This window comes from Bradyrhizobium yuanmingense, from assembly GCF_025200905.1.
GTDB lineage: Bacteria > Pseudomonadota > Alphaproteobacteria > Rhizobiales > Xanthobacteraceae > Bradyrhizobium > Bradyrhizobium yuanmingense.
The window spans coordinates 534481-551036 of the sequence record NZ_CP104173.1; the positions used below are offsets into that span (position 1 = coordinate 534481).

Here is a 16556-nt window from a genome sequence, read left to right on the forward strand (position 1 = left end):
GGGGGAGTCGAGATGGCGGTTGATTTGTCGATGCCGGTTCTGGTGGTGGATGACTACAGCACCATGATCCGTATCATCCGGAATCTGCTGAAGCAGCTTGGCTTCGAGAACATCGATGATGCCAGCGACGGTTCGGCAGCGCTGAACAAGATGCGCGGCAAGAAGTACGGGCTCGTGATCTCCGACTGGAACATGGAGCCGATGACGGGCTACGACCTCCTGCGCGAAGTCCGCGCGGATCCGAACCTCGCCACCACGCCCTTCATCATGATCACCGCGGAATCGAAGACCGAGAACGTGATCGCGGCCAAGAAGGCCGGCGTGAACAACTACATCGTCAAGCCGTTCAACGCGGCGACGCTGAAGACCAAGATCGAGGCGGTCTTCCCGGACATGGCGAGCGCGTAAGGGCGCTCTTCGCCGGACAACAATTTTCCATTTGGAACGTCATGCCCGGGCTTGTCCCACGGCTGTCCGGTTTAAATTTGGCATAGTCTTAGGCTCATCTGGCGGTCATTTTTGATAATCGGGGGCGGTAGGTCGAGAAGGTGATCGATCCGGCGCCGCTGCATGAGATTTTGAGCGACCAGACGGGTGAAGATCAGAAGGTTCTCGACGCTTTGTTGCGCTTTGTGGGCCGAACGCAAGAGCAGGAAGGCGATCAGCGCGATGGCGATCTGGATGCGCACGGCATTCTCGGACGTGCCGAAGAAGTGACGGATTTTGAGAGTGTGCTTGACCCAGCGGAAGAACAGCTCGATCTGCCAGCGCCTCTTGTAGAGTTCAGCAATTTCGTCGGCCGGGGCATCGAGATCATTGGTCACGATGCGCAGGATCTTGCCAGTCTCGGTGCGAACCGTGATCTCGCGCACCGGATCCCTGAAGGGGTTTTTGCGGGACTTTGCCTGCCGTGCAGGCAACAGACCTATGCGGTCGGAGAGCGCGCAGGAGCCTTCAGGCAGCTTGTTCTCAACTATGTCGCTCAGGGGCGTGTTGACCTTGAGCCGGGTCACCAGGCGGCATCCCGCAGCGTCGAGCTCAGCCCACCAGCCATAGTCGTAGTAGCCGAGGTCGAAGATATAGGTGGCCCCGGGGCGGATCGGCATAGCCTTGGCGACGGTGATGTCGTTGACATTGGCGGGCGTCAGCTCGGCGAAGCTCGGACGCTCACTGTCCGGATTGTAGACGATATGCAGCTTGACCCCATGCACGCCGGAGCAAAACCGCGCCCAATCGGAACTCAGAGAGTTCAGCCGAAAGCCGGTCGAATCGACCAGATACACCGCTTCGGCCACTTTATCGGCAAGATCACGTTCGCAGCGGCCCATCAGCGCCGCCAACAGTTCGGCAAACACCGCGCTGGACCGCTTGGCGTTGGCGTCAGCCAAAGTCGATCGCGACAGCTCTTTGGTTCCGAGATGGTAAAGCCGTGCGGCATGGCTCTCGAAGGATGCTTCGATCGATCGTAGGCTTTGGGCGTCCGAAAGCTGCGCGTACAGCATCGCAACAAACTGATCCTGTGTGCTGAGCCGCCGCACCCGCTTATTGGCCTGGTACCTGTCCACAAGCCGATCCAGAACACCCCACGGCACCAAGTTCAGAATGCCGTGAAATACTGTATTGTGGTGGCGCATGGCGGGACTCTCCTGGCGTGTCTCGAACATTTGGCGATGCTCAAGACCGTAGAAGAATCCACGCCATGCGCCCTGTCCATGAAAATTAAACCGGACAGCCGTGGGCTTGTCCCGGGCATCCACGTTCTTGGATGCAAAAAAAGAAAAAAAGGAAGACGTGGATGGCCGGGTCATAGGCGAGCGCAAGCGACGCCGTCCTTCGGACGGCTATGCCCGGCCATGACGGCGTCTGAGGCTTGCCCTTTGGTCTAAGTCCATTGCAGCTGCGCGCGCTCCGCCGTCACCACTTCAATTCGCGCATCAGCGCCTTCGGCGGGTGGCCGAACAGCTCTATGACCGAATTCGGGTCGAGCTGGTCGAGGCCCTCGAACTCCTCGGCATGGATGCCGCGGGTGACGAACAGGCAGTCGATGCCGAATTCGCGGGCGCCGGTTAAGTCGGTGCGGACGGAATCGCCGATCGCCAGCACCTTCTTCCGGTCGATCTGGTAGCCTTGGCGTTCGCCGGCAAGCGCCATGGCGCGCTCGTAGATCGGCCGGTGCGGCTTGCCGTAGAAGATCACCTCGCCGCCGAGCTCGCGGTAGAGCTCGGCGATGGCGCCGGCGCAGTAGATCAACCGGTCGCCGCGTTCCACCACGATGTCGGGGTTGGCGCAGACCAGCGTCAGCTTGCGCTCGCGCGCCTGCAGCATCATGCCGCGATAGTCTTCCGCCGTCTCGGTCTCGTCGTCGTAGAGGCCGGTGCAGACGATGTAATCGGCTTGCTCCAGCGGCGCGGTCACCGCATCGAGGCCGCGATAGATCGAGTTGTCGCGCTCGGGGCCGAGCCAGAACATCTTGCGGCCGGGATGCTCGGCGACGTAGAGCCGGGTCAGGTCGCCTGAAGATACGATCGCGTCATAGGTCTCATCGGGGACGCCGAGCTTGCGCAATTGCCGCTGCACGGAGTCGGCAGGGCGCGGTGCGTTGGTGATCAGGATTACCGTACCGCCGCGGCTGCGATAGGTGTGCAGCGCCTCGCAAGCTTCGGGGAAGGATTCCAGCCCGTTATGGACCACGCCCCAGATATCGCTGAGCACGACCTCCACGCCGCCCACGAGCTCGCGCAGGCCTTCGGCAAAATGCAGCGCGGTCATGACGTGCGCGGCCGATCAGATGCGGCGCGCGAGCGCTGCGTTTCCGGTGATGCGTTGGGGCGGAGGCGCCGAAGAGGTCGCGCCTGAGCTGGGTGTGGCGGAGCCATTGGATCCCTGAATGTCCTGCGCCTGGTTCGGCGAGGCCCCGCCGGTAGCAGATGCCCCCTCGGGCCGCAATGGCCGGGGCGGCGCGAACAGGAACCCTTGGCCGAACCGCACGTCATAGTCGAGCAGGTCGACCACGGCGCGCTCGCCTTCGATCCGTTCGGCGATCAGGTCGATGCCGAAGCGGCCGAGCAGGTCGGAGAGGTCGGACGGGTGGATGTCGGAGGCGGAGGCCTGCTTGGGATCGAGCAGCAGCGCGGCAGGCACCTTGATGAAGCGAACCCCGCGATCGGCCAGCTCGCGCGGTTCGATGCGCAAATCCGTGACATGGTCGATGGAGAAACGGAAGCCGCGCTGGGCGAGCGCCGCGAGGTTCTCGGTCTCGGCGGGGCCGAGATTGCGGAAGGTCGACTGCTTGAACTCCAGCACCAGCGAGGGCGCCAGCGCGCGGTTGGCTTCCAGGAAATCGAGACATTGCGCGAAGGTGGTGGAATTGCCCAGCGTGGACGCCGCGACGTTGCAGAACACGCCGACGTCCTTGTTGCGCACCATCAGGCGCCGCAGCACCTGCACGCATCGCAGCATCACCATGTTGTCGATGCGCCCGATCAGGCCCGAGGCTTCCGCGATGCTGATGAACTCTTCGGCGGCGATCAGCTGGTCGCGCTCGTCGCGCAGGCGCGTCACCGCCTCGTAGAACCGCACCTTGCGCTGCGGCAGCGTGACCATCGGCTGCAGGAAGATATCGATGCGGTTCTCGTCGACCGCATTGCGCAGCGTCGCCAGCAATTGGGTCTGGTTGCGTCCATTGGCGGTCTGAACCGGGGGGGCGGCCTGGACCTGCACCGTCGGCGGCGCCGGCCGTAGCGGGGGCTGCGGAAGCGGAGGAGGAGCGAGCGGCTTCTCCTCGAACGGGGCAGCCAGATCGATCGGCGTTTCCGGCTCGGGCCTTGAGACCGGGGCGGGTGCGGGAGCCGACGCGTGGCCGGCGAGCAGATCCTCATGGGCCGCCACGGTGGTGGCGAGCTGCCTGACCAATCCGCCAAGTTCGTTGATCTCGCCGATGACCGACTGGATGCGGTCGGAATTGGTCGAATTGGACGCGGCGATGCGGCTCTCGACCGCAGCCAGCCGGCGGCCGAACTCGGCCACCTGGCGGGCGAGGTCGGCGGTGCCGCGCGAGAGATCGGCGATCTGGCCGCCGACGTCGCTGCGGTCGCGCAGCCGCATCGACACCGCGTTGTAGAGGATCAGGAAGGTCAGCGCGGTCAGCGCCACGATCGCCGATTCCGTTCCGCTGATGCCGGCGACCGAATAGAGCACGAGCCCGAGCGAGGCCGCGACCAGGACCATGCAGATGGCGATGAAGATCGTCGAAATGCGAATCATGCCGCGCGTTATGCCTTTAAGAGCTGACTGCCTCACCCGGGGAAAACACGGGTCGCTCGACCTCGTCACGCCTCATGCTCCCCCAAGCTTCGATCAGCCTAACATCATTGTTGATTCGAGGGGATAGGACTGTGTCGGAGCCTATTCAGGCCCGCGCGCCCAAAGCGTTTCGTCACACGTCTGCCGGCTCAGGTGCGGAAATCAAGACGCTCTCAGCGGAAAATCATGCCGCCCTCAAGGCCAGCGCGCCGCATGCGCCCTATCGTCCCGGCGTTTTCAACCGCAGGAGATTGCCATGTCGACATCCGCCGCGCTCAAGCCAGCCGCCCCCCAACCTGATCTTGCCGCCGTCAAGCAGCGCCAGCACGGCGCCTGGTCGTCCGGCGATTATGCCGTGGTCGGCACCACCTTGCAGATCGTCGGGGAACAGCTCTGCGAGGCCATCGACCTGCGCGCCGGCAGCAAGGTGCTGGACGTCGCAGCCGGCAACGGCAATGCGACGCTGGCGGCGGCGCGGCGCTGGTGTGACGTCACATCCACCGACTACGTGCCGGCGCTGCTCAAGCGCGGGCGCGAGCGCGCTATGGCCGAACACCTCGCCGTCGAGTTCCGCGAGGCGGATGCCGAGGCGCTGCCGTTTGCGGATGCCGCATTCGACGTCGTGCTCTCCACTTTCGGCGTGATGTTCACGCCGGATCAGGACAGGGCGGCCTCCGAGCTCGCGCGGGTCTGCAGATCCGGCGGCAAGATCGGCCTTGCCAACTGGACGCCGCAAGGCTTCATCGGCCAGCTGTTCAAGACCATCGGCAAGCATTTGCCGCCCCCGGCGGGCGTGAAATCGCCCGCCATGTGGGGCACACCGGCACGGCTCGAGGAGATGTTCGGCGGCGTGGCCGCGGAGATCGCCGCCGAGCCGCGCATGTTCGTGTTCCGCTATCGTTCGCCGGACCATTGGCTCGAGATCTTCAAGACCTTCTATGGCCCCACGCTGAAGGCGTTTGCCGCGCTCGACGCGAACGGGCAGGCCGCGCTGGCGCGCGATCTCCTGGCGCTGCTAGAAGAGTTCAACCACGCCGATGACGGCACGATCGTGGTGCACAGCGAATATCTGGAAGCCGTGATAACCAAGCGCTGATCGCGCCTGGGATGCGGTCGGGCCAGCTTCGGCCCGACCGCCACCGATCAAAATGGCGCGGTGGCGCCGACGGTGTCGGCGGAGACGGCGTCCCGGGTGCCGAGCGGCTTCGCCCGCCCGGTGGTGGTATCGCGCAGCGTCTGCCGCTCGATCTCCGAATTCAGCTCGGCGCCGAACATGATGACGATCGCCGACATCCACATCCACGTCATCAGGCCGATCGCCGCGCCCAGCGAGCCGTAGGTTGCGTTGTAATTGGCGAATTCCGAGAGATACCAGGACAGCAGGGCAGAGCCCGCGATCCAGAGAATCGCGGCAATCACGGCGCCGAGGCTCAGCCATTGCCAGCGCGGCGCATCGCGGCTCGGCGCGAAGCGATAGAGGATGGCGAGTGCGACCAGCAGGATGATGAACAGCAGCGGCCATCGTGCCAGCGCCACGATCAGCTTGCTTTCCGGCGCCATGCCGAGATGATTGAGCGCAAGCGGGAAGGCGACGACGGCTCCCACCATCAACAGCAGCGCCACGATGCCGCCGACGGTGAAGGCCAGCGAGACCATGTTCAGCCGGATGAAGCTGCGCTTCTCGCGTTCCTCATAGGCGACGTTGAGGGCGTCGAAGATCGCCTTGACGCCGGCATTGGCGCTCCAGATCGCAAGCAGCAGGCCGACCAGGAAGGTGACGCCGAGCGTCGCATTGCCGTTCGACACCACGCGCGCGACCTGGTCCTCGACGATCTGGAACGAGCCCTCCGGCAGCATGGTCGCAAGCGTGTGCAGATTGGCGCTGATCGTGGCGGGATCGGCGAACAGGGCATAAGAGGAGACGAGCGCGGTGACTGCGGGGAAGAGCGCGAGCAGCCCGAAGAAGACGACGCCGCCCGCCGTCGCGAGCAGGCGATCCTCGTCGATGCGTTGATAGGTCCGCCAGAAAATGTCCTTCCAGCCAGCCCAGGGGATCTCGAACGGGCTTTTCGCCCGGCGGCCGCGGCCCGGCTGCATCGCCGCACCGGCCGGGTGCGTTTCCGGGGAATTCGCTTCGCCCTTGCGGTGGTGTTGCGGAGGCCCGGGCCTCGCCAGGCCGGAATCCTGAAAGTAGCGCTCCGCGGTCAGCACGAACACGGCCGTCGCCGCCACCAGCAGCCAGGAGTCGATCTGTTCGGGGCGCCGCGCCAGCATCACGCCTCCAGACTATGCCTGTTGCGTCGCCGCCGGGCGGCCGTCAGCCCGACCAGGCCGACCGCCGCGAGCATCAGGCCGAGCTGCACGGGACGGTTGGCGCGAGCCGGCCAGGTCTTGATGCCACCGCGCTCGCCCGGTGCGAGCGGCGCGAGGGGAATCGTCGTTGCGACCTCCTTCACCGCCTCCTTGACCGTTCCACGCGGGATCCGGGGCGTGGCGATCGCCACGCGCAGACGGCTCGCGAGCGGCACGACCGGCTTGGCCTTGCGTTTCATCTGGGCCATGGCCACCCCGGCACAGACCGCAGCCAGCACCAGCAGCACTGCGGCGACGGCGCCAAATCCCCAGAACTGCCCGTAGGTGATCCCGACCCAACGGTACAAGGCGATCAGGCCGACGAAGAATGCCGCGACAACGAACAGGCCGGCGACCGCGAACAGCCCGCCGGCCACCGCGTAGGATGTCACCTTGCCTGTGGCCTGGCTGGTCTGGTCACGCAGATAGGATTGAGCAGCGCGTTTGACGTGATTGAGCTTGAGCGCCATCCCGGCGCGCAGCAATTCGCCCGATGGCGCGAGCATGCGGACATCCTCCCAAGACGAGAAAATTCATCGGGGGATGAACGTGGCGATATTTGACTTGTTCCGACGGAGCGTGATCGGCCGCGATGAATCAGCCGAGATCGGCGGCCGCGATCCAGAACACCTCGCCCTCGGAATCTTCGGTGTCCAGCCAGAGCAGCGGCAGTTCCGGAAAGGCCTCGTCGACCAGCTCGCGGCCGCGGCCGATCTCGCAAATCAGCCCGCCATCCGCCGTCAGGTGGTCGGGCGCATCGCGCAGGATCCGGCGCACCACGTCGAGACCGTCGGCGCCACCATCGAAGGCGAGCTTCGGCTCGGCCCGGCACTCCGGCGGCAATGCCGCCATGCCCTCGGCGTCGACGTAGGGCGGGTTGGTGATGATCAGGTCGTATCTATTGCCGCCGAGAGGGGCGAACAGATCGCCGCGATACAGGCTGATGCGGTCCTCGAGCCCGTATTCGCCGACATTGCGCGCAGCGACCTCGAGCGCGCCCTTGGAGATGTCGACGGCGTCGATGGTGGCGTTCGGGAAATGATGCGCGGCGAGGATCGCAAGGCATCCCGAGCCCGTGCAGAGATCGAGCACGCGCTCGACCGCCGTCGGGTCGTCGATCAGCGATCCGGCCTCGCCGTGGGCGCCGAAATGCGACTCCAGGAGCTCGCCGATGAAGGAGCGCGGAACGATGACGCGCTCGTCGACATAGAAGGGCAGGCCGCGCATGTAGATCTTGTTGACGAGATAGGCGGCCGGTTTGCGCGTCGTGACGCGCTGATGGATGAGGTCAAGGAGGGTCTTGCCTTCCGCGGCGTTGACGCGCGCGTTGGCGAAGATCTCGAACTGGTCGGGATTGAGATGCAGCGCCTCGCAGACCAGGAACGCGGCTTCCGCGACGGGATCGGTCGTGCCATGAGCAAAGGAAAGCTTGGCCTCGACGAAGCGGCTCACGGCATAGCGGACGAAGTCGAGCAGCGTGAGAAGCTCGCCGGGTCCCACCTTCGCGAGGTCAGGCGCGGCGCGGCCGCGCGCGGTCTTTTTCGTTGGCTTGGCCATCAGGATTTGGTCCAGCGTGCGGCGGCTTCGTCGTCACGGACATGGGCCTCGACCCAGCCGGTGCCGGTGGCGCTCTCTTCCTTCTTCCAGAACGGCGCGCTGGTCTTGAGATAGTCCATCAGGAACTCGGCGGCCTGGAACGCCGCCTGTCGGTGCTGCGAGACGGTCACCACCAGCACGATGTTCTGGCCCGGCATCAAGCGGCCGACGCGGTGAATCACCGTGATGCCGTTGAGCGGCCAGCGCGAGACGGCCTCGTCGGCGTGGCGCCTGATCTCTTCCTCAGCCATGCCGGGGTAATGTTCGAGCGTCAGCGCGGCGACCGTGGCGCTGTCCTCGTCGGCGCGGCAGATGCCGGAAAATGTCACCACAGCGCCGATATCGGTCCGGCTGCTCGTCAGGACCGAGATCTCGCGCGCGATGTCGAAATCGTCTTCCTGGATACGGATGGTGACGGGGCAGGTCATGAGGCTAGCCGCCGGTCATGGGCGGGAAGAACGCGATCTCGCGGGCGCCTGCGATGGCGGCGTCCTGCTTGACGTGAGCGCGGTCGATCGCGGCGCGGATCACCTTCGGCTTCTCGAACGCGTACGCATAGGCTTCGCTTTGACCGGAGAGCCAGGCGATCAGCTCCTCGACGGTGCGCACGCTCGCGGGAGGCTCGATCGTCTCTTCGGCCTTGCCGACGCGCTCGCGTACCCAGGCGAAATATTTCACCTTCATCCCTCGTCCTCCTTGATGAGGTGATGGATGCCGGCGCGGAAATAGTCGTAGCCGGTGTACATGGTGAGGATCGCCGAAGCCCACAGCAGTGCGAGCCCAATCATCGAGACCACCGGCACCACCTGATCGCCGGCTGGGCCGGCGATCAGGAAGCCGATCGCAACCAGCTGGACCGTGGTTTTCCACTTCGCAAGCTTGGTCACGGGCACGCTGACACGGAGCGCAGCCAGATATTCGCGCAGGCCCGAGACCAGGATCTCGCGGCACAGGATCACGATGGCGGCCCATAGCGACCAGCCGTGAATGATGCCGTCCGCGGCCAGCATCAACAGGCAGGAGGCGACCAGCAGCTTGTCGGCGATCGGATCGAGCATGCGGCCGAAAGCCGATTGCTGATTCCAGATCCGCGCGTAGTAGCCGTCGAGGTAATCCGTCACCCCTGCGGCGATGAAAAGGGCGACCGCGAGCCAGCGCAGCCAGAGCGGCTGATCCAGAATCGACTGCGCATAGATGCATCCGACCACGACCGGGATCGCGGCGATCCGGCCATAGGTCAGGATGTTGGGGAGGGACATCGCGCGGCTGGTCGTCCCTCGTGTGGTGGCGATGTTCATCCGTCCTACCAATACCGCTGCTGCCTGAACGTCAACCGTCCCGCGCCCCAAATGAGGTGCGGACACGACGATCATATGACTGCGGTCCCCCTTTAGTTCATCCCGGTTGGGGATGGAAATACTCGAAAATCCTGCGCGCGCTCTCGGCGCTCACCCCCGGAACCTTGCCGAGATCGGCGATCGAGGCCCGTTCGATCTCCTTCAGGGTTCCGAAATGGTGCAGCAAGGCACGTTTGCGTGACGGGCCGATGCCCGGAATCTCCTGCAAACCAGCCTCGCGGATGTCCTTCTTGCGCAGCTTGCGGTGCGAGCCGATGACGAAGCGGTGGGCTTCGTCACGCAGGCGCTGGATGAAATAGAGCACGGGATCGCGCGGCTCCAGCTTGATCGCCTCGCGCTCCGGCATGAACAGGGTCTCGCGGCCGGCATCCCGGTCCGGTCCCTTGGCGACCGACATCAGCGACACCTGGGTCAGGCCGAGATTGGCGAAGATCTCGCGCACGGCGTTGAGCTGGCCGCGGCCGCCGTCGATGATCACGAGGTCGGGCCATTGCGGGAAATCGTCGTCCTTGGCCTTGTTGCCTTCCTTGGCGGCATCCTCGGGCGGATTGATCAGGCGCTTGAAGCGGCGCTCCAGCACTTCGCGCATCATGGCGAAGTCGTCGCCGGGCGTGATCCCTTCCGACTTGATGTTGAACTTGCGGTACTGGTTCTTCACGAAGCCATCTGGGCCCGCGACGATCATGGCGCCGACCGCGTTGGTGCCCTGGATGTGGCTGTTGTCGTAGACCTCGATGCGCTTGGGCACGTGCGGCAGGCTCAGCGTCGCGGCCATGGCCTCGAGCAACCGGCTTTGCGTCGCGGTGTCCGCGAGCTTGCGGCCGAGCGCCTCGCGCGCATTGGTCAGCGCGTGGGTGACCAGCTCCTTCTTCTCGCCGCGCTTGGGCGCGGTGACCTCGACCTTGTGGCCAGCCTTGATCGATAGCGCGTTGGCGAGCAGCTCGCTCTCCTCGATATCGTGCGAGAGCAGGATGTTCCTCGGCGGCGGCTTGTCGTCGTAGAACTGCGCCAGGAAGGACCCCAGCACCTCCTCGGGCGTAAAGCTCTTCTCCGCGCGCGGAAAATAGGCGCGGTTGCCCCAGTTCTGTCCGGTGCGAAAGAAGAACACCTCGACGCAGGAGAAGCCGCCCTCCTGGTGGATGGCGAACACGTCGGCTTCCTCCACCGTGCGCGGATTGATGCCCTGCTGCGACTGGATCGCCGACAGCGCGGCGAGGCGATCGCGGTACAGTGCGGCGCGCTCGAATTCGAGCTCGTTCGAGGCCTTCTCCATTTCGCCGGCGAGCTCCTGCTTCACCGCATGGCTCTTGCCGGAGAGGAAGTCGCTGGCCTCGCGCACCAGCGTCGAATAGCCGCCGAAATCGATCTCCCGGGTGCAGGGTCCGGCGCAGCGGCGGATCTGGTGGAGCAGGCAGGGCCGGGTGCGGCTCTCGAAGAAGGAATCGGTGCAGGAGCGGATCAAGAACGCGCGCTGCAGCGCCGTGATGGTGCGGTTGACCGCGCCGGCGGAGGCAAACGGGCCGAAATAGCGCCCGGGCCGGGTCTGCGCACCGCGATGTTTCAGGATCTGCGGCGCCCAATGGTCGCCGGTGATCAGGATGTAGGGGAACGACTTGTCGTCGCGAAGCTGCACGTTGAAGCGCGGCCGCAGCTGCTTGATTAGGTTGGCTTCCAGCAGCAGCGCCTCGGTCTCGGTCGTGGTCGAGACGATCTCCACCGTGACGGTGGCCGCGATCATGCGCAGGATGCGGGCCGGCAGCGGCGCACTCTGGCGCGCATAACTGGACAGGCGCTTTTTGACGTTCTTGGCCTTGCCGACATAGAGCACGTCGGCGTTCGCATTGAGCATACGATAGACGCCAGGCGAGGTCGGTGCGAGGCGGACCGCGCGCTCGATCGCCTCGTGACCGGTCGCGAGCGGGCCTTCGCCGACGGCGCCGCTCTCTTCCAGGATGTCCGGCAGCAGGACATCGTCCTCGTCATCGCCCCCTGCCGCCGCGGGATCTACGTCCGGCCCGGCCAGCCGCTCGGGCGGCGTGTCGCTCGCAGCCGGCGGCGCCTTGCGCGCGCGGTCGTCCGGATTGTCGGGGGAATCGTGAACCATGGGACGAATTTAGGCGCTGGGGGGACTGATTTGAAGTTCCGGCCATGCGGCACGCACAGAGGATGGCGGGCAGCTCCCGGTAACGCTTCCTTAAGTCTGTTAAGCGGGCGGTAACCCGGCTTAACAGCCCTTTAACTTAAAACTCTCGATAAATCCTACGCGAAAAGCTCTTGGTTCCGTAACCATGCGGTTTTGCTCGCGCGGCGGCGCGGGCATCGCTCGGGTTGCGACAGTGGCGTTGGAGTGAGTGATGAAGAGGCTCGTTGTGGGCGCAGCCGCGTTCGTTGCGGCCGGCTGGACAGCTTCGGCAGAGGCCGCCGATCTCCAATACGGGCAGCGCGCGCCCTATACCGTCAATCAGCCGCTCAATGCCTATAGCTGGGCGGGTCCCTATCTCGGCGGCTATATCGGCTATGAATGGGGCTCGGTCGACAACAACCCCACCAAGCCGTCCGGCTTCGTCGGCGGTGTGCAGGCCGGCTACAATTTCCAGAACGGCCCGTGGGTGTTCGGCGTCGAGGGCGACATCCAAGCCGCCGGCGCCGACGACACGTTCGCGCCGTGGAAGTTCTCCAATCCGTGGTTCGGCACCCTGCGCGGCCGCGCCGGCTATGCGTTCAACAACGTGCTGTTCTACGGCACCGCCGGTCTCGCCTTCGGCGAGCTGCGCGCGCAGACCTTCGGCTGGTCGGAGTCGCACACCACCGCGGGCTGGACCATCGGCGCCGGTGCAGAAGTCGGCCTCGCGCCGAACTGGAGCGCCAAGCTCGAATATCTCTACATCGATCTGTCGACCAGCCAGTTCGCAATCACGGGCGTGTCAAACGGCTATAGCGCCAACGTTGTCCGCGCAGGCGTGAACTATCGCTTCTGACATTCAAAGAAGAAAATACCGGACCAGCCTCCCGGCCGCTCGCGGCCGGGATTTTTTTTCGCCAGGCTTGCTAGGAGAGGATCACCAGATTGACCGCCTTCGGTCCCTTCCCCTTCTTGTCCGGTTCGACTTCGAAAGTAATACGCTGTCCTTCGGCAAGGTCCTTCAGTCCCGCCCGCTCCACAGCAGTGATGTGAACGAAGACATCGCGACCGCCGTCGTCAGGCTTGATGAAGCCGTAGCCGCGCTCGCCGTTGAAGAACTTGACCGTTCCCGTCATGGCCATCGGGAAACTCCCCCTCATTGCTCCTCCGTCGCGACGCAGACTCACGTCGCGACATGACCGGGCCTTACGGAGCCCGGGAGCTGGCCATCCTTGGACGGACCTGATCGGTCCGGCGGGATCTTTCTTAGGGCCTTCACTCCGCCGCAACCATTCGCGGAAGCGGAACGTAAAGCCAGTCACGGAAATAGCATAATACGGTTCTTTGCAGATTGACTACCGGTCCTGCATATTTTTCCCAAGAATGCCGGAGTGTTACGGCTTGGCGTCAATGCTTGGCGCTAAGGCTTGGGCACCTCCAGCCGGAATCTGGCAGCACCGCCCTGGCCGAGCGGTATTTCCAGCTCCGGCAGAATGGTCTTGAGCTCGCCGTGCAGCGTGTAGGGCGGGTTGACGATCAGGAGACCGGTGGAGGTGAGGGCGGCGCTGTCGGCTTGCGGCGCGACGCTGAATTCGAGGCGCAGGCATTTTCCAGGCGGCTTTGCTGCAGCTGCGAGCCGCGCCACGGCTTGTGCCAGCGTGTCGGTGGCGCGCCGGTTCTTGGCGGGATACCAGATTACGTAGATACCGGTCGGCCATTTCGCGAACGCTGCCGAGAAGGCTTCGCCGAGCCGCTCGAACTCGTCCTTGGCCTCGAAGGGCGGATCGATCAGCACGAGGCCACGCCGCTCCTTCGGCGGCACGAAGGCCGGCAGCGCCACCCAGCCGTCGAGATCGACCACGCGGGCCTGCTCGTCGCGGCGCAGCGCATCGATCAGCGCTTTGCGGGCCTTCGGCTCGAGCTCGCAGGCGACGAGCCGGTCCTGCGGCCTGAGCAGGCCGCGCGCGATCAACGGCGAGCCCGGATAGGCCTTGAGCTCCCCCTTTGGGTTGAAGGCGCGGACGATGTCGAGATAAGGCTTCGTCAGCGCTGCGCTCTCGTTCGACAGGCGCGCCTGCAGCAGCCGCGCGATGCCGGTCAGCCATTCGCCGCCGCGGCGCGCCTCGTCGCTGTTGAGATCGTAGAGGCCGGCGCCGGCGTGGGTGTCGATGACGCGGAACGCTGCCGGCTTGTCCTGCAGATAAGTGAGGATGCGCGCCAGCACGATGTGCTTGATGACATCGGCGAAGCTGCCGGCGTGGAAGGCGTGGCGGTAGTTCATGGCGGAGAGTTACGACATCGCGCGCCGAAAGTAACTGCTGTCATTCCGGGGCGGTGCGCAGCACCGAACCCGGAATCCATTGCGCCGCGGGCTATGCTGGTCGATGGATTCCGGGTTCGCGCTTTGCGCGTCCCGGAATGACGATCTGAGACGTCGGCCTCAACCGCCCCTGATCGGCGGCATCGTCACCTGGTCGCGGCGGCAGGCGCGGCGCTCGATCTCGTCGCAGGCGCGAAATTGCAGGTCCTTGCTGAGGCAGATGCGGACCTCGGACAGCCGTGTCCGGTTGCAGGTGACCGAGACGGCGGCATTGCTGAGACCCGGATTGGCCTTGATGAAGGCCTCCTCGACCTCCGCCGGCGCGACGGTCTTGGCCTGCGCCAGATCGAGATATTCGGGCGGGATCTTGATCGCAGCGCGCGCCTTGCGGATCATCTCGAAATAGCCGCGGCCCTCCAGCCCGGAGCAGGTGCCGTGCTTGTTCCATTCGTTGAAGATCAGGCCCGGCGCCGGCATCAAATCGAGCATCGAGGAGACGATGTTGCGGTTCAGCCGCGGCGCCGGGCGCTGGCAATACTCCGGAAAACCGTTCTCGTATTGCGGCCACAGCCCATGTACCACGAAGGCGTAGGGCCGTCCGCCGCATTGCATCTGGGACCGGCCGCCGCGTTCGGCTGCTTCCTCGCAGAACGAGGGCGACCACGACAGCGCCAGCACATAGAAATCGAACTCGCCCGGGGCGTTCTGCCGCTTGTCCTGTGCCTTCGCACCGCCGGCGAGGCTAGCCAACCCCGCAGCAAGAGTGAGCGAGATCATCAAACGGGACAACGAACGCAATCTGGAGTAAAACATGGCGACGCCCCTCAACTAGACTGTGCAAACAGCCTAGCAGGCGATGGGAACATTTCAAGAACAAAATTGGGGCGGCAGTCGTCGGCTGGCTGATCAGCCCGGATCCGCCGCTGTTGGGATCAGGGCTTGGCGGCGCGGCAGGCCGGATTGTAGGCCCAGTTGCGGTCGACGCCGACGACGCACCATTCGACACCGTTGCCGTAGGAGGCGAAGCCGCCATCCTCGATGATCGAGAAATGCACCTTGCGCGGCTTGCCGTCATTGAGCATGGCCTCGCCGGTGCAATAGCGGCGCGGAATGTTGTCGGACTGCCAGGGCCGGAACGCGGTTTCGCGAACGGCGGAGAAGCCGGTGATCTGCAACGAAGAATTCCAGAACTTGGATTCCTTTTCGGCGAATTCGTGCACGATCCTCGGCAGAGCCCAGTCGCAAGGGGCGACGGCGCCGTCATAGCGCGGCCCGCTCAGCCAGAAATTCAGCTCCAGCGGATTGGCGGCCCTGGCCTCGCCGAGTGACAATGCTCCGAACATGAGGCCGAGCACGGCGGCGAAACGGAGCGATTTCTCGAAGGGGGCGCGCATGATCAATCCGGGCAGCTAAGGGTCTTGCGAAGGCCGGACGGTGCCGCGAAGGTTGGAGGAGGTCAAGTGCAGCGCGGCAACACTTCGCAAGGACTTGACCAAGTGTCGCGGCCAACAGGGGTTCGGTTCTTTTCACATGCGTCGCGGCACCGTAAACTGGCGCCAGCCAATTGGAGTGACGGGAATGCGAATCATTGCGGCCGCGGGCCTTCTTGCCAGCCTGGTTGTCTCAGGCATGATGGCGAGCCAGTCGGCGCGCGCCGATTACGTGCCGCCGTTCAAGGGCAACGACACCGGCGGCATCATCGCCTATTCGATGGCGACCCGGGTCGATGCGCGCCAGGTCGCGGTCGATCATTGCGCCCGCTACGGCAAGGTGGCGAAATTCCTGGCCGTGCAGGGCTATGAGGGCGGCTACATCTCGTTCTCGTGCCGCTGGGTGCCTTATGGCGCCGCCGACCGGCCGATCCGCACGCTGTACTGAGCGCTGTCGCAAGGCCGTACTTCTCTATAGCCGGGAGCTTCCCTCATGACGCGCAAACTTGCTTTGCTCGGCTCAATGCTTTGCCTCGCATTGTCGGCAGGCAATGCCCGCGCCGACGACCTGCCGCTGCGCAAGGCAGGTCTTTGGGAGATGAAGCTGGTCACATCAGGCTCGCCCGTGCCCGAGATGATCATGCAGCACTGCACCGACGAGACCGTCGACAAGGAGATGAGCAACAACGTCTCCCCGATGGCCAAGCAGGTCTGCGCCAAGCAGGAGATCAAGAAGACGGCGACCGGCTATGTCAGCGATTCCGAGTGCAGCGTCGCCGGCGTCAGCACGACCTCGCATGCCGAGATCACCGGCGACTTCAACTCGGCCTACACGGTGAAGACCACTTCGCACGCAAAAGGCGGCGTTGCCGGTGCGGCGGGGCGCGACAGCACCACGACGCTGCAAGCCAAGTGGCTCGGGGCCTGCAAGCCGGATCAGAAGCCCGGTGACATCGTCATGCCCGGCGGCTTCAAGATGAACACGCGCGACATGGACAAGCTGAAGGCGCTGCTGCCGAAGTAGGTGTGCTCTTTCCCTCTCCCCTTGTGGGAGAGGGTGGATCGCCGCAAAGCGG

19 protein-coding genes are annotated in these 16556 nt (G+C 64.7%); 5 read left to right on the forward strand and 14 right to left on the reverse strand.

Annotated features, from left to right (window positions below; translation table 11 throughout):
* Positions 1-12 precede the first annotated feature (12 nt).
* Positions 13-408, forward strand: a complete 396-nt coding sequence (locus N2605_RS02540; protein ID WP_008567674.1) for a response regulator — start codon at positions 13-15, stop codon at positions 406-408.
* Between the two features lie 71 nt (positions 409-479).
* On the opposite strand, the gene N2605_RS02545 is transcribed toward N2605_RS02540, so the two are convergent.
* The 3 genes from N2605_RS02545 to N2605_RS02555 form a co-directional block, all read right to left on the reverse strand.
* Entirely contained in the window at positions 480-1634 is a 1155-nt protein-coding gene (locus N2605_RS02545; RefSeq protein ID WP_036046927.1) for an IS4 family transposase, read from the reverse strand.
* 280 nt (positions 1635-1914) lie between these two features.
* The gene (locus tag N2605_RS02550; protein ID WP_057027662.1) at positions 1915-2769 is read right to left on the reverse strand and encodes a TIGR01459 family HAD-type hydrolase; all 855 of its coding nucleotides are present in this window, start codon (positions 2767-2769) and stop codon (positions 1915-1917) included.
* A gap of 15 nt (positions 2770-2784) precedes the next feature.
* Positions 2785-4263 (reverse strand): EAL domain-containing protein, encoded by a 1479-nt coding sequence (locus N2605_RS02555; RefSeq protein WP_109145327.1) that lies wholly within the window; start codon positions 4261-4263, stop codon positions 2785-2787.
* Positions 4264-4558: 295 nt separating this feature from the next.
* Here N2605_RS02555 and N2605_RS02560 point away from each other — a divergent pair, with 295 nt between their 5' ends.
* On the forward strand, positions 4559-5398 hold the full coding sequence (locus tag N2605_RS02560) for a class I SAM-dependent methyltransferase (RefSeq protein ID WP_225114838.1): 840 nt from the start codon (positions 4559-4561) through the stop codon (positions 5396-5398).
* A gap of 47 nt (positions 5399-5445) precedes the next feature.
* Here N2605_RS02560 and N2605_RS02565 read toward each other — a convergent pair whose 3' ends face one another.
* The 7 genes from N2605_RS02565 to uvrC all read right to left on the reverse strand — a co-directional run bounded on the left by N2605_RS02565 (position 5446) and on the right by uvrC (position 11712).
* Positions 5446-6576 (reverse strand): YihY/virulence factor BrkB family protein, encoded by a 1131-nt coding sequence (locus N2605_RS02565; RefSeq protein ID WP_036027106.1) that lies wholly within the window; start codon positions 6574-6576, stop codon positions 5446-5448.
* Positions 6576-7160 (reverse strand): phage holin family protein, encoded by a 585-nt coding sequence (locus N2605_RS02570; RefSeq protein WP_036009277.1) that lies wholly within the window; start codon positions 7158-7160, stop codon positions 6576-6578. Before N2605_RS02570 ends, N2605_RS02565 begins: the two co-directional genes overlap by 1 nt.
* A gap of 91 nt (positions 7161-7251) precedes the next feature.
* Entirely contained in the window at positions 7252-8211 is a 960-nt protein-coding gene (gene prmB / locus N2605_RS02575; RefSeq protein ID WP_260345718.1) for a 50S ribosomal protein L3 N(5)-glutamine methyltransferase, read from the reverse strand.
* Complete coding sequence (locus N2605_RS02580; RefSeq protein ID WP_260345719.1) at positions 8211-8678, reverse strand: molybdenum cofactor biosynthesis protein MoaE; 468 nt, start codon at positions 8676-8678, stop codon at positions 8211-8213. Before N2605_RS02580 ends, prmB begins: the two co-directional genes overlap by 1 nt.
* 4 nt (positions 8679-8682) lie before the next feature.
* A complete protein-coding gene (gene moaD / locus N2605_RS02585) occupies positions 8683-8934 on the reverse strand; it encodes a molybdopterin converting factor subunit 1 (RefSeq protein ID WP_036009285.1) in 252 nt (83 codons plus the stop codon).
* On the reverse strand, positions 8931-9548 hold the full coding sequence (pgsA, locus tag N2605_RS02590) for a CDP-diacylglycerol--glycerol-3-phosphate 3-phosphatidyltransferase (RefSeq protein ID WP_036009286.1): 618 nt from the start codon (positions 9546-9548) through the stop codon (positions 8931-8933). Before pgsA ends, moaD begins: the two co-directional genes overlap by 4 nt.
* Positions 9549-9645: 97 nt before the next feature.
* Entirely contained in the window at positions 9646-11712 is a 2067-nt protein-coding gene (gene uvrC, locus N2605_RS02595) for an excinuclease ABC subunit UvrC (protein WP_260345720.1), read from the reverse strand.
* Between the two features lie 250 nt (positions 11713-11962).
* On the opposite strand from uvrC, the gene N2605_RS02600 reads away from it, so the two are divergent.
* A complete protein-coding gene (locus N2605_RS02600; RefSeq protein ID WP_260345721.1) occupies positions 11963-12586 on the forward strand; it encodes an outer membrane protein in 624 nt (207 codons plus the stop codon).
* A 70-nt stretch (positions 12587-12656) separates the two neighbouring features.
* On the opposite strand, the gene N2605_RS02605 is transcribed toward N2605_RS02600, so the two are convergent.
* From N2605_RS02605 to N2605_RS02620, 4 genes are all read right to left on the reverse strand, one after another.
* Positions 12657-12872 carry a cold-shock protein gene (locus N2605_RS02605; RefSeq protein ID WP_008544396.1) on the reverse strand — a complete coding sequence of 72 codons (216 nt, stop codon included), beginning with the start codon at positions 12870-12872 and terminating at the stop codon, positions 12657-12659.
* Positions 12873-13150: 278 nt separating this feature from the next.
* Complete coding sequence (locus N2605_RS02610; RefSeq protein ID WP_225157355.1) at positions 13151-14011, reverse strand: 23S rRNA (adenine(2030)-N(6))-methyltransferase RlmJ; 861 nt, start codon at positions 14009-14011, stop codon at positions 13151-13153.
* 159 nt (positions 14012-14170) lie between these two features.
* Entirely contained in the window at positions 14171-14863 is a 693-nt protein-coding gene (locus N2605_RS02615; protein ID WP_225157356.1) for a ribonuclease T2 family protein, read from the reverse strand.
* Between the two features lie 119 nt (positions 14864-14982).
* A complete protein-coding gene (locus N2605_RS02620) occupies positions 14983-15444 on the reverse strand; it encodes a hypothetical protein (protein WP_036027123.1) in 462 nt (153 codons plus the stop codon).
* Between the two features lie 184 nt (positions 15445-15628).
* Between N2605_RS02620 and N2605_RS02625 the strand changes: the two genes are divergently transcribed.
* Together N2605_RS02625 and N2605_RS02630 are read left to right on the forward strand one after the other, a co-directional pair.
* Positions 15629-15928, forward strand: a complete 300-nt coding sequence (locus N2605_RS02625) for a hypothetical protein (RefSeq protein WP_036027125.1) — start codon at positions 15629-15631, stop codon at positions 15926-15928.
* Between the two features lie 45 nt (positions 15929-15973).
* Complete coding sequence (locus tag N2605_RS02630) at positions 15974-16504, forward strand: DUF3617 domain-containing protein (RefSeq protein ID WP_260345722.1); 531 nt, start codon at positions 15974-15976, stop codon at positions 16502-16504.
* The last annotated feature ends 52 nt before the right edge of the window (positions 16505-16556 follow it).

What these genes read in the sequence shown, in the direction of transcription:
- N2605_RS02600 (WP_260345721.1), top strand. Translation starts at nt 11,963, where the DNA reads ATGAAGAGGCTCGTTGTGGGCGCAGCCGCGTTCGTTGCGGCCGGCTGG.
- N2605_RS02545 (WP_036046927.1), bottom strand. Translation starts at nt 1,634, where the DNA reads ATGCGCCACCACAATACAGTATTTCACGGCATTCTGAACTTGGTGCCG.
- pgsA (WP_036009286.1), bottom strand. Translation starts at nt 9,548, where the DNA reads ATGAACATCGCCACCACACGAGGGACGACCAGCCGCGCGATGTCCCTC.
- N2605_RS02550 (WP_057027662.1), bottom strand. Translation starts at nt 2,769, where the DNA reads ATGACCGCGCTGCATTTTGCCGAAGGCCTGCGCGAGCTCGTGGGCGGC.
- N2605_RS02540 (WP_008567674.1), top strand. Translation starts at nt 13, where the DNA reads ATGGCGGTTGATTTGTCGATGCCGGTTCTGGTGGTGGATGACTACAGC.
- prmB (WP_260345718.1), bottom strand. Translation starts at nt 8,211, where the DNA reads ATGGCCAAGCCAACGAAAAAGACCGCGCGCGGCCGCGCCGCGCCTGAC.
- N2605_RS02565 (WP_036027106.1), bottom strand. Translation starts at nt 6,576, where the DNA reads ATGCTGGCGCGGCGCCCCGAACAGATCGACTCCTGGCTGCTGGTGGCG.
- N2605_RS02570 (WP_036009277.1), bottom strand. Translation starts at nt 7,160, where the DNA reads ATGCTCGCGCCATCGGGCGAATTGCTGCGCGCCGGGATGGCGCTCAAG.
- N2605_RS02610 (WP_225157355.1), bottom strand. Translation starts at nt 14,011, where the DNA reads ATGAACTACCGCCACGCCTTCCACGCCGGCAGCTTCGCCGATGTCATC.
- N2605_RS02560 (WP_225114838.1), top strand. Translation starts at nt 4,559, where the DNA reads ATGTCGACATCCGCCGCGCTCAAGCCAGCCGCCCCCCAACCTGATCTT.
- N2605_RS02605 (WP_008544396.1), bottom strand. Translation starts at nt 12,872, where the DNA reads ATGGCCATGACGGGAACGGTCAAGTTCTTCAACGGCGAGCGCGGCTAC.
- N2605_RS02620 (WP_036027123.1), bottom strand. Translation starts at nt 15,444, where the DNA reads ATGCGCGCCCCCTTCGAGAAATCGCTCCGTTTCGCCGCCGTGCTCGGC.
- N2605_RS02625 (WP_036027125.1), top strand. Translation starts at nt 15,629, where the DNA reads ATGCGAATCATTGCGGCCGCGGGCCTTCTTGCCAGCCTGGTTGTCTCA.
- N2605_RS02630 (WP_260345722.1), top strand. Translation starts at nt 15,974, where the DNA reads ATGACGCGCAAACTTGCTTTGCTCGGCTCAATGCTTTGCCTCGCATTG.
- uvrC (WP_260345720.1), bottom strand. Translation starts at nt 11,712, where the DNA reads ATGGTTCACGATTCCCCCGACAATCCGGACGACCGCGCGCGCAAGGCG.
- N2605_RS02580 (WP_260345719.1), bottom strand. Translation starts at nt 8,678, where the DNA reads ATGACCTGCCCCGTCACCATCCGTATCCAGGAAGACGATTTCGACATC.
- N2605_RS02615 (WP_225157356.1), bottom strand. Translation starts at nt 14,863, where the DNA reads ATGTTTTACTCCAGATTGCGTTCGTTGTCCCGTTTGATGATCTCGCTC.
- N2605_RS02555 (WP_109145327.1), bottom strand. Translation starts at nt 4,263, where the DNA reads ATGATTCGCATTTCGACGATCTTCATCGCCATCTGCATGGTCCTGGTC.
- moaD (WP_036009285.1), bottom strand. Translation starts at nt 8,934, where the DNA reads ATGAAGGTGAAATATTTCGCCTGGGTACGCGAGCGCGTCGGCAAGGCC.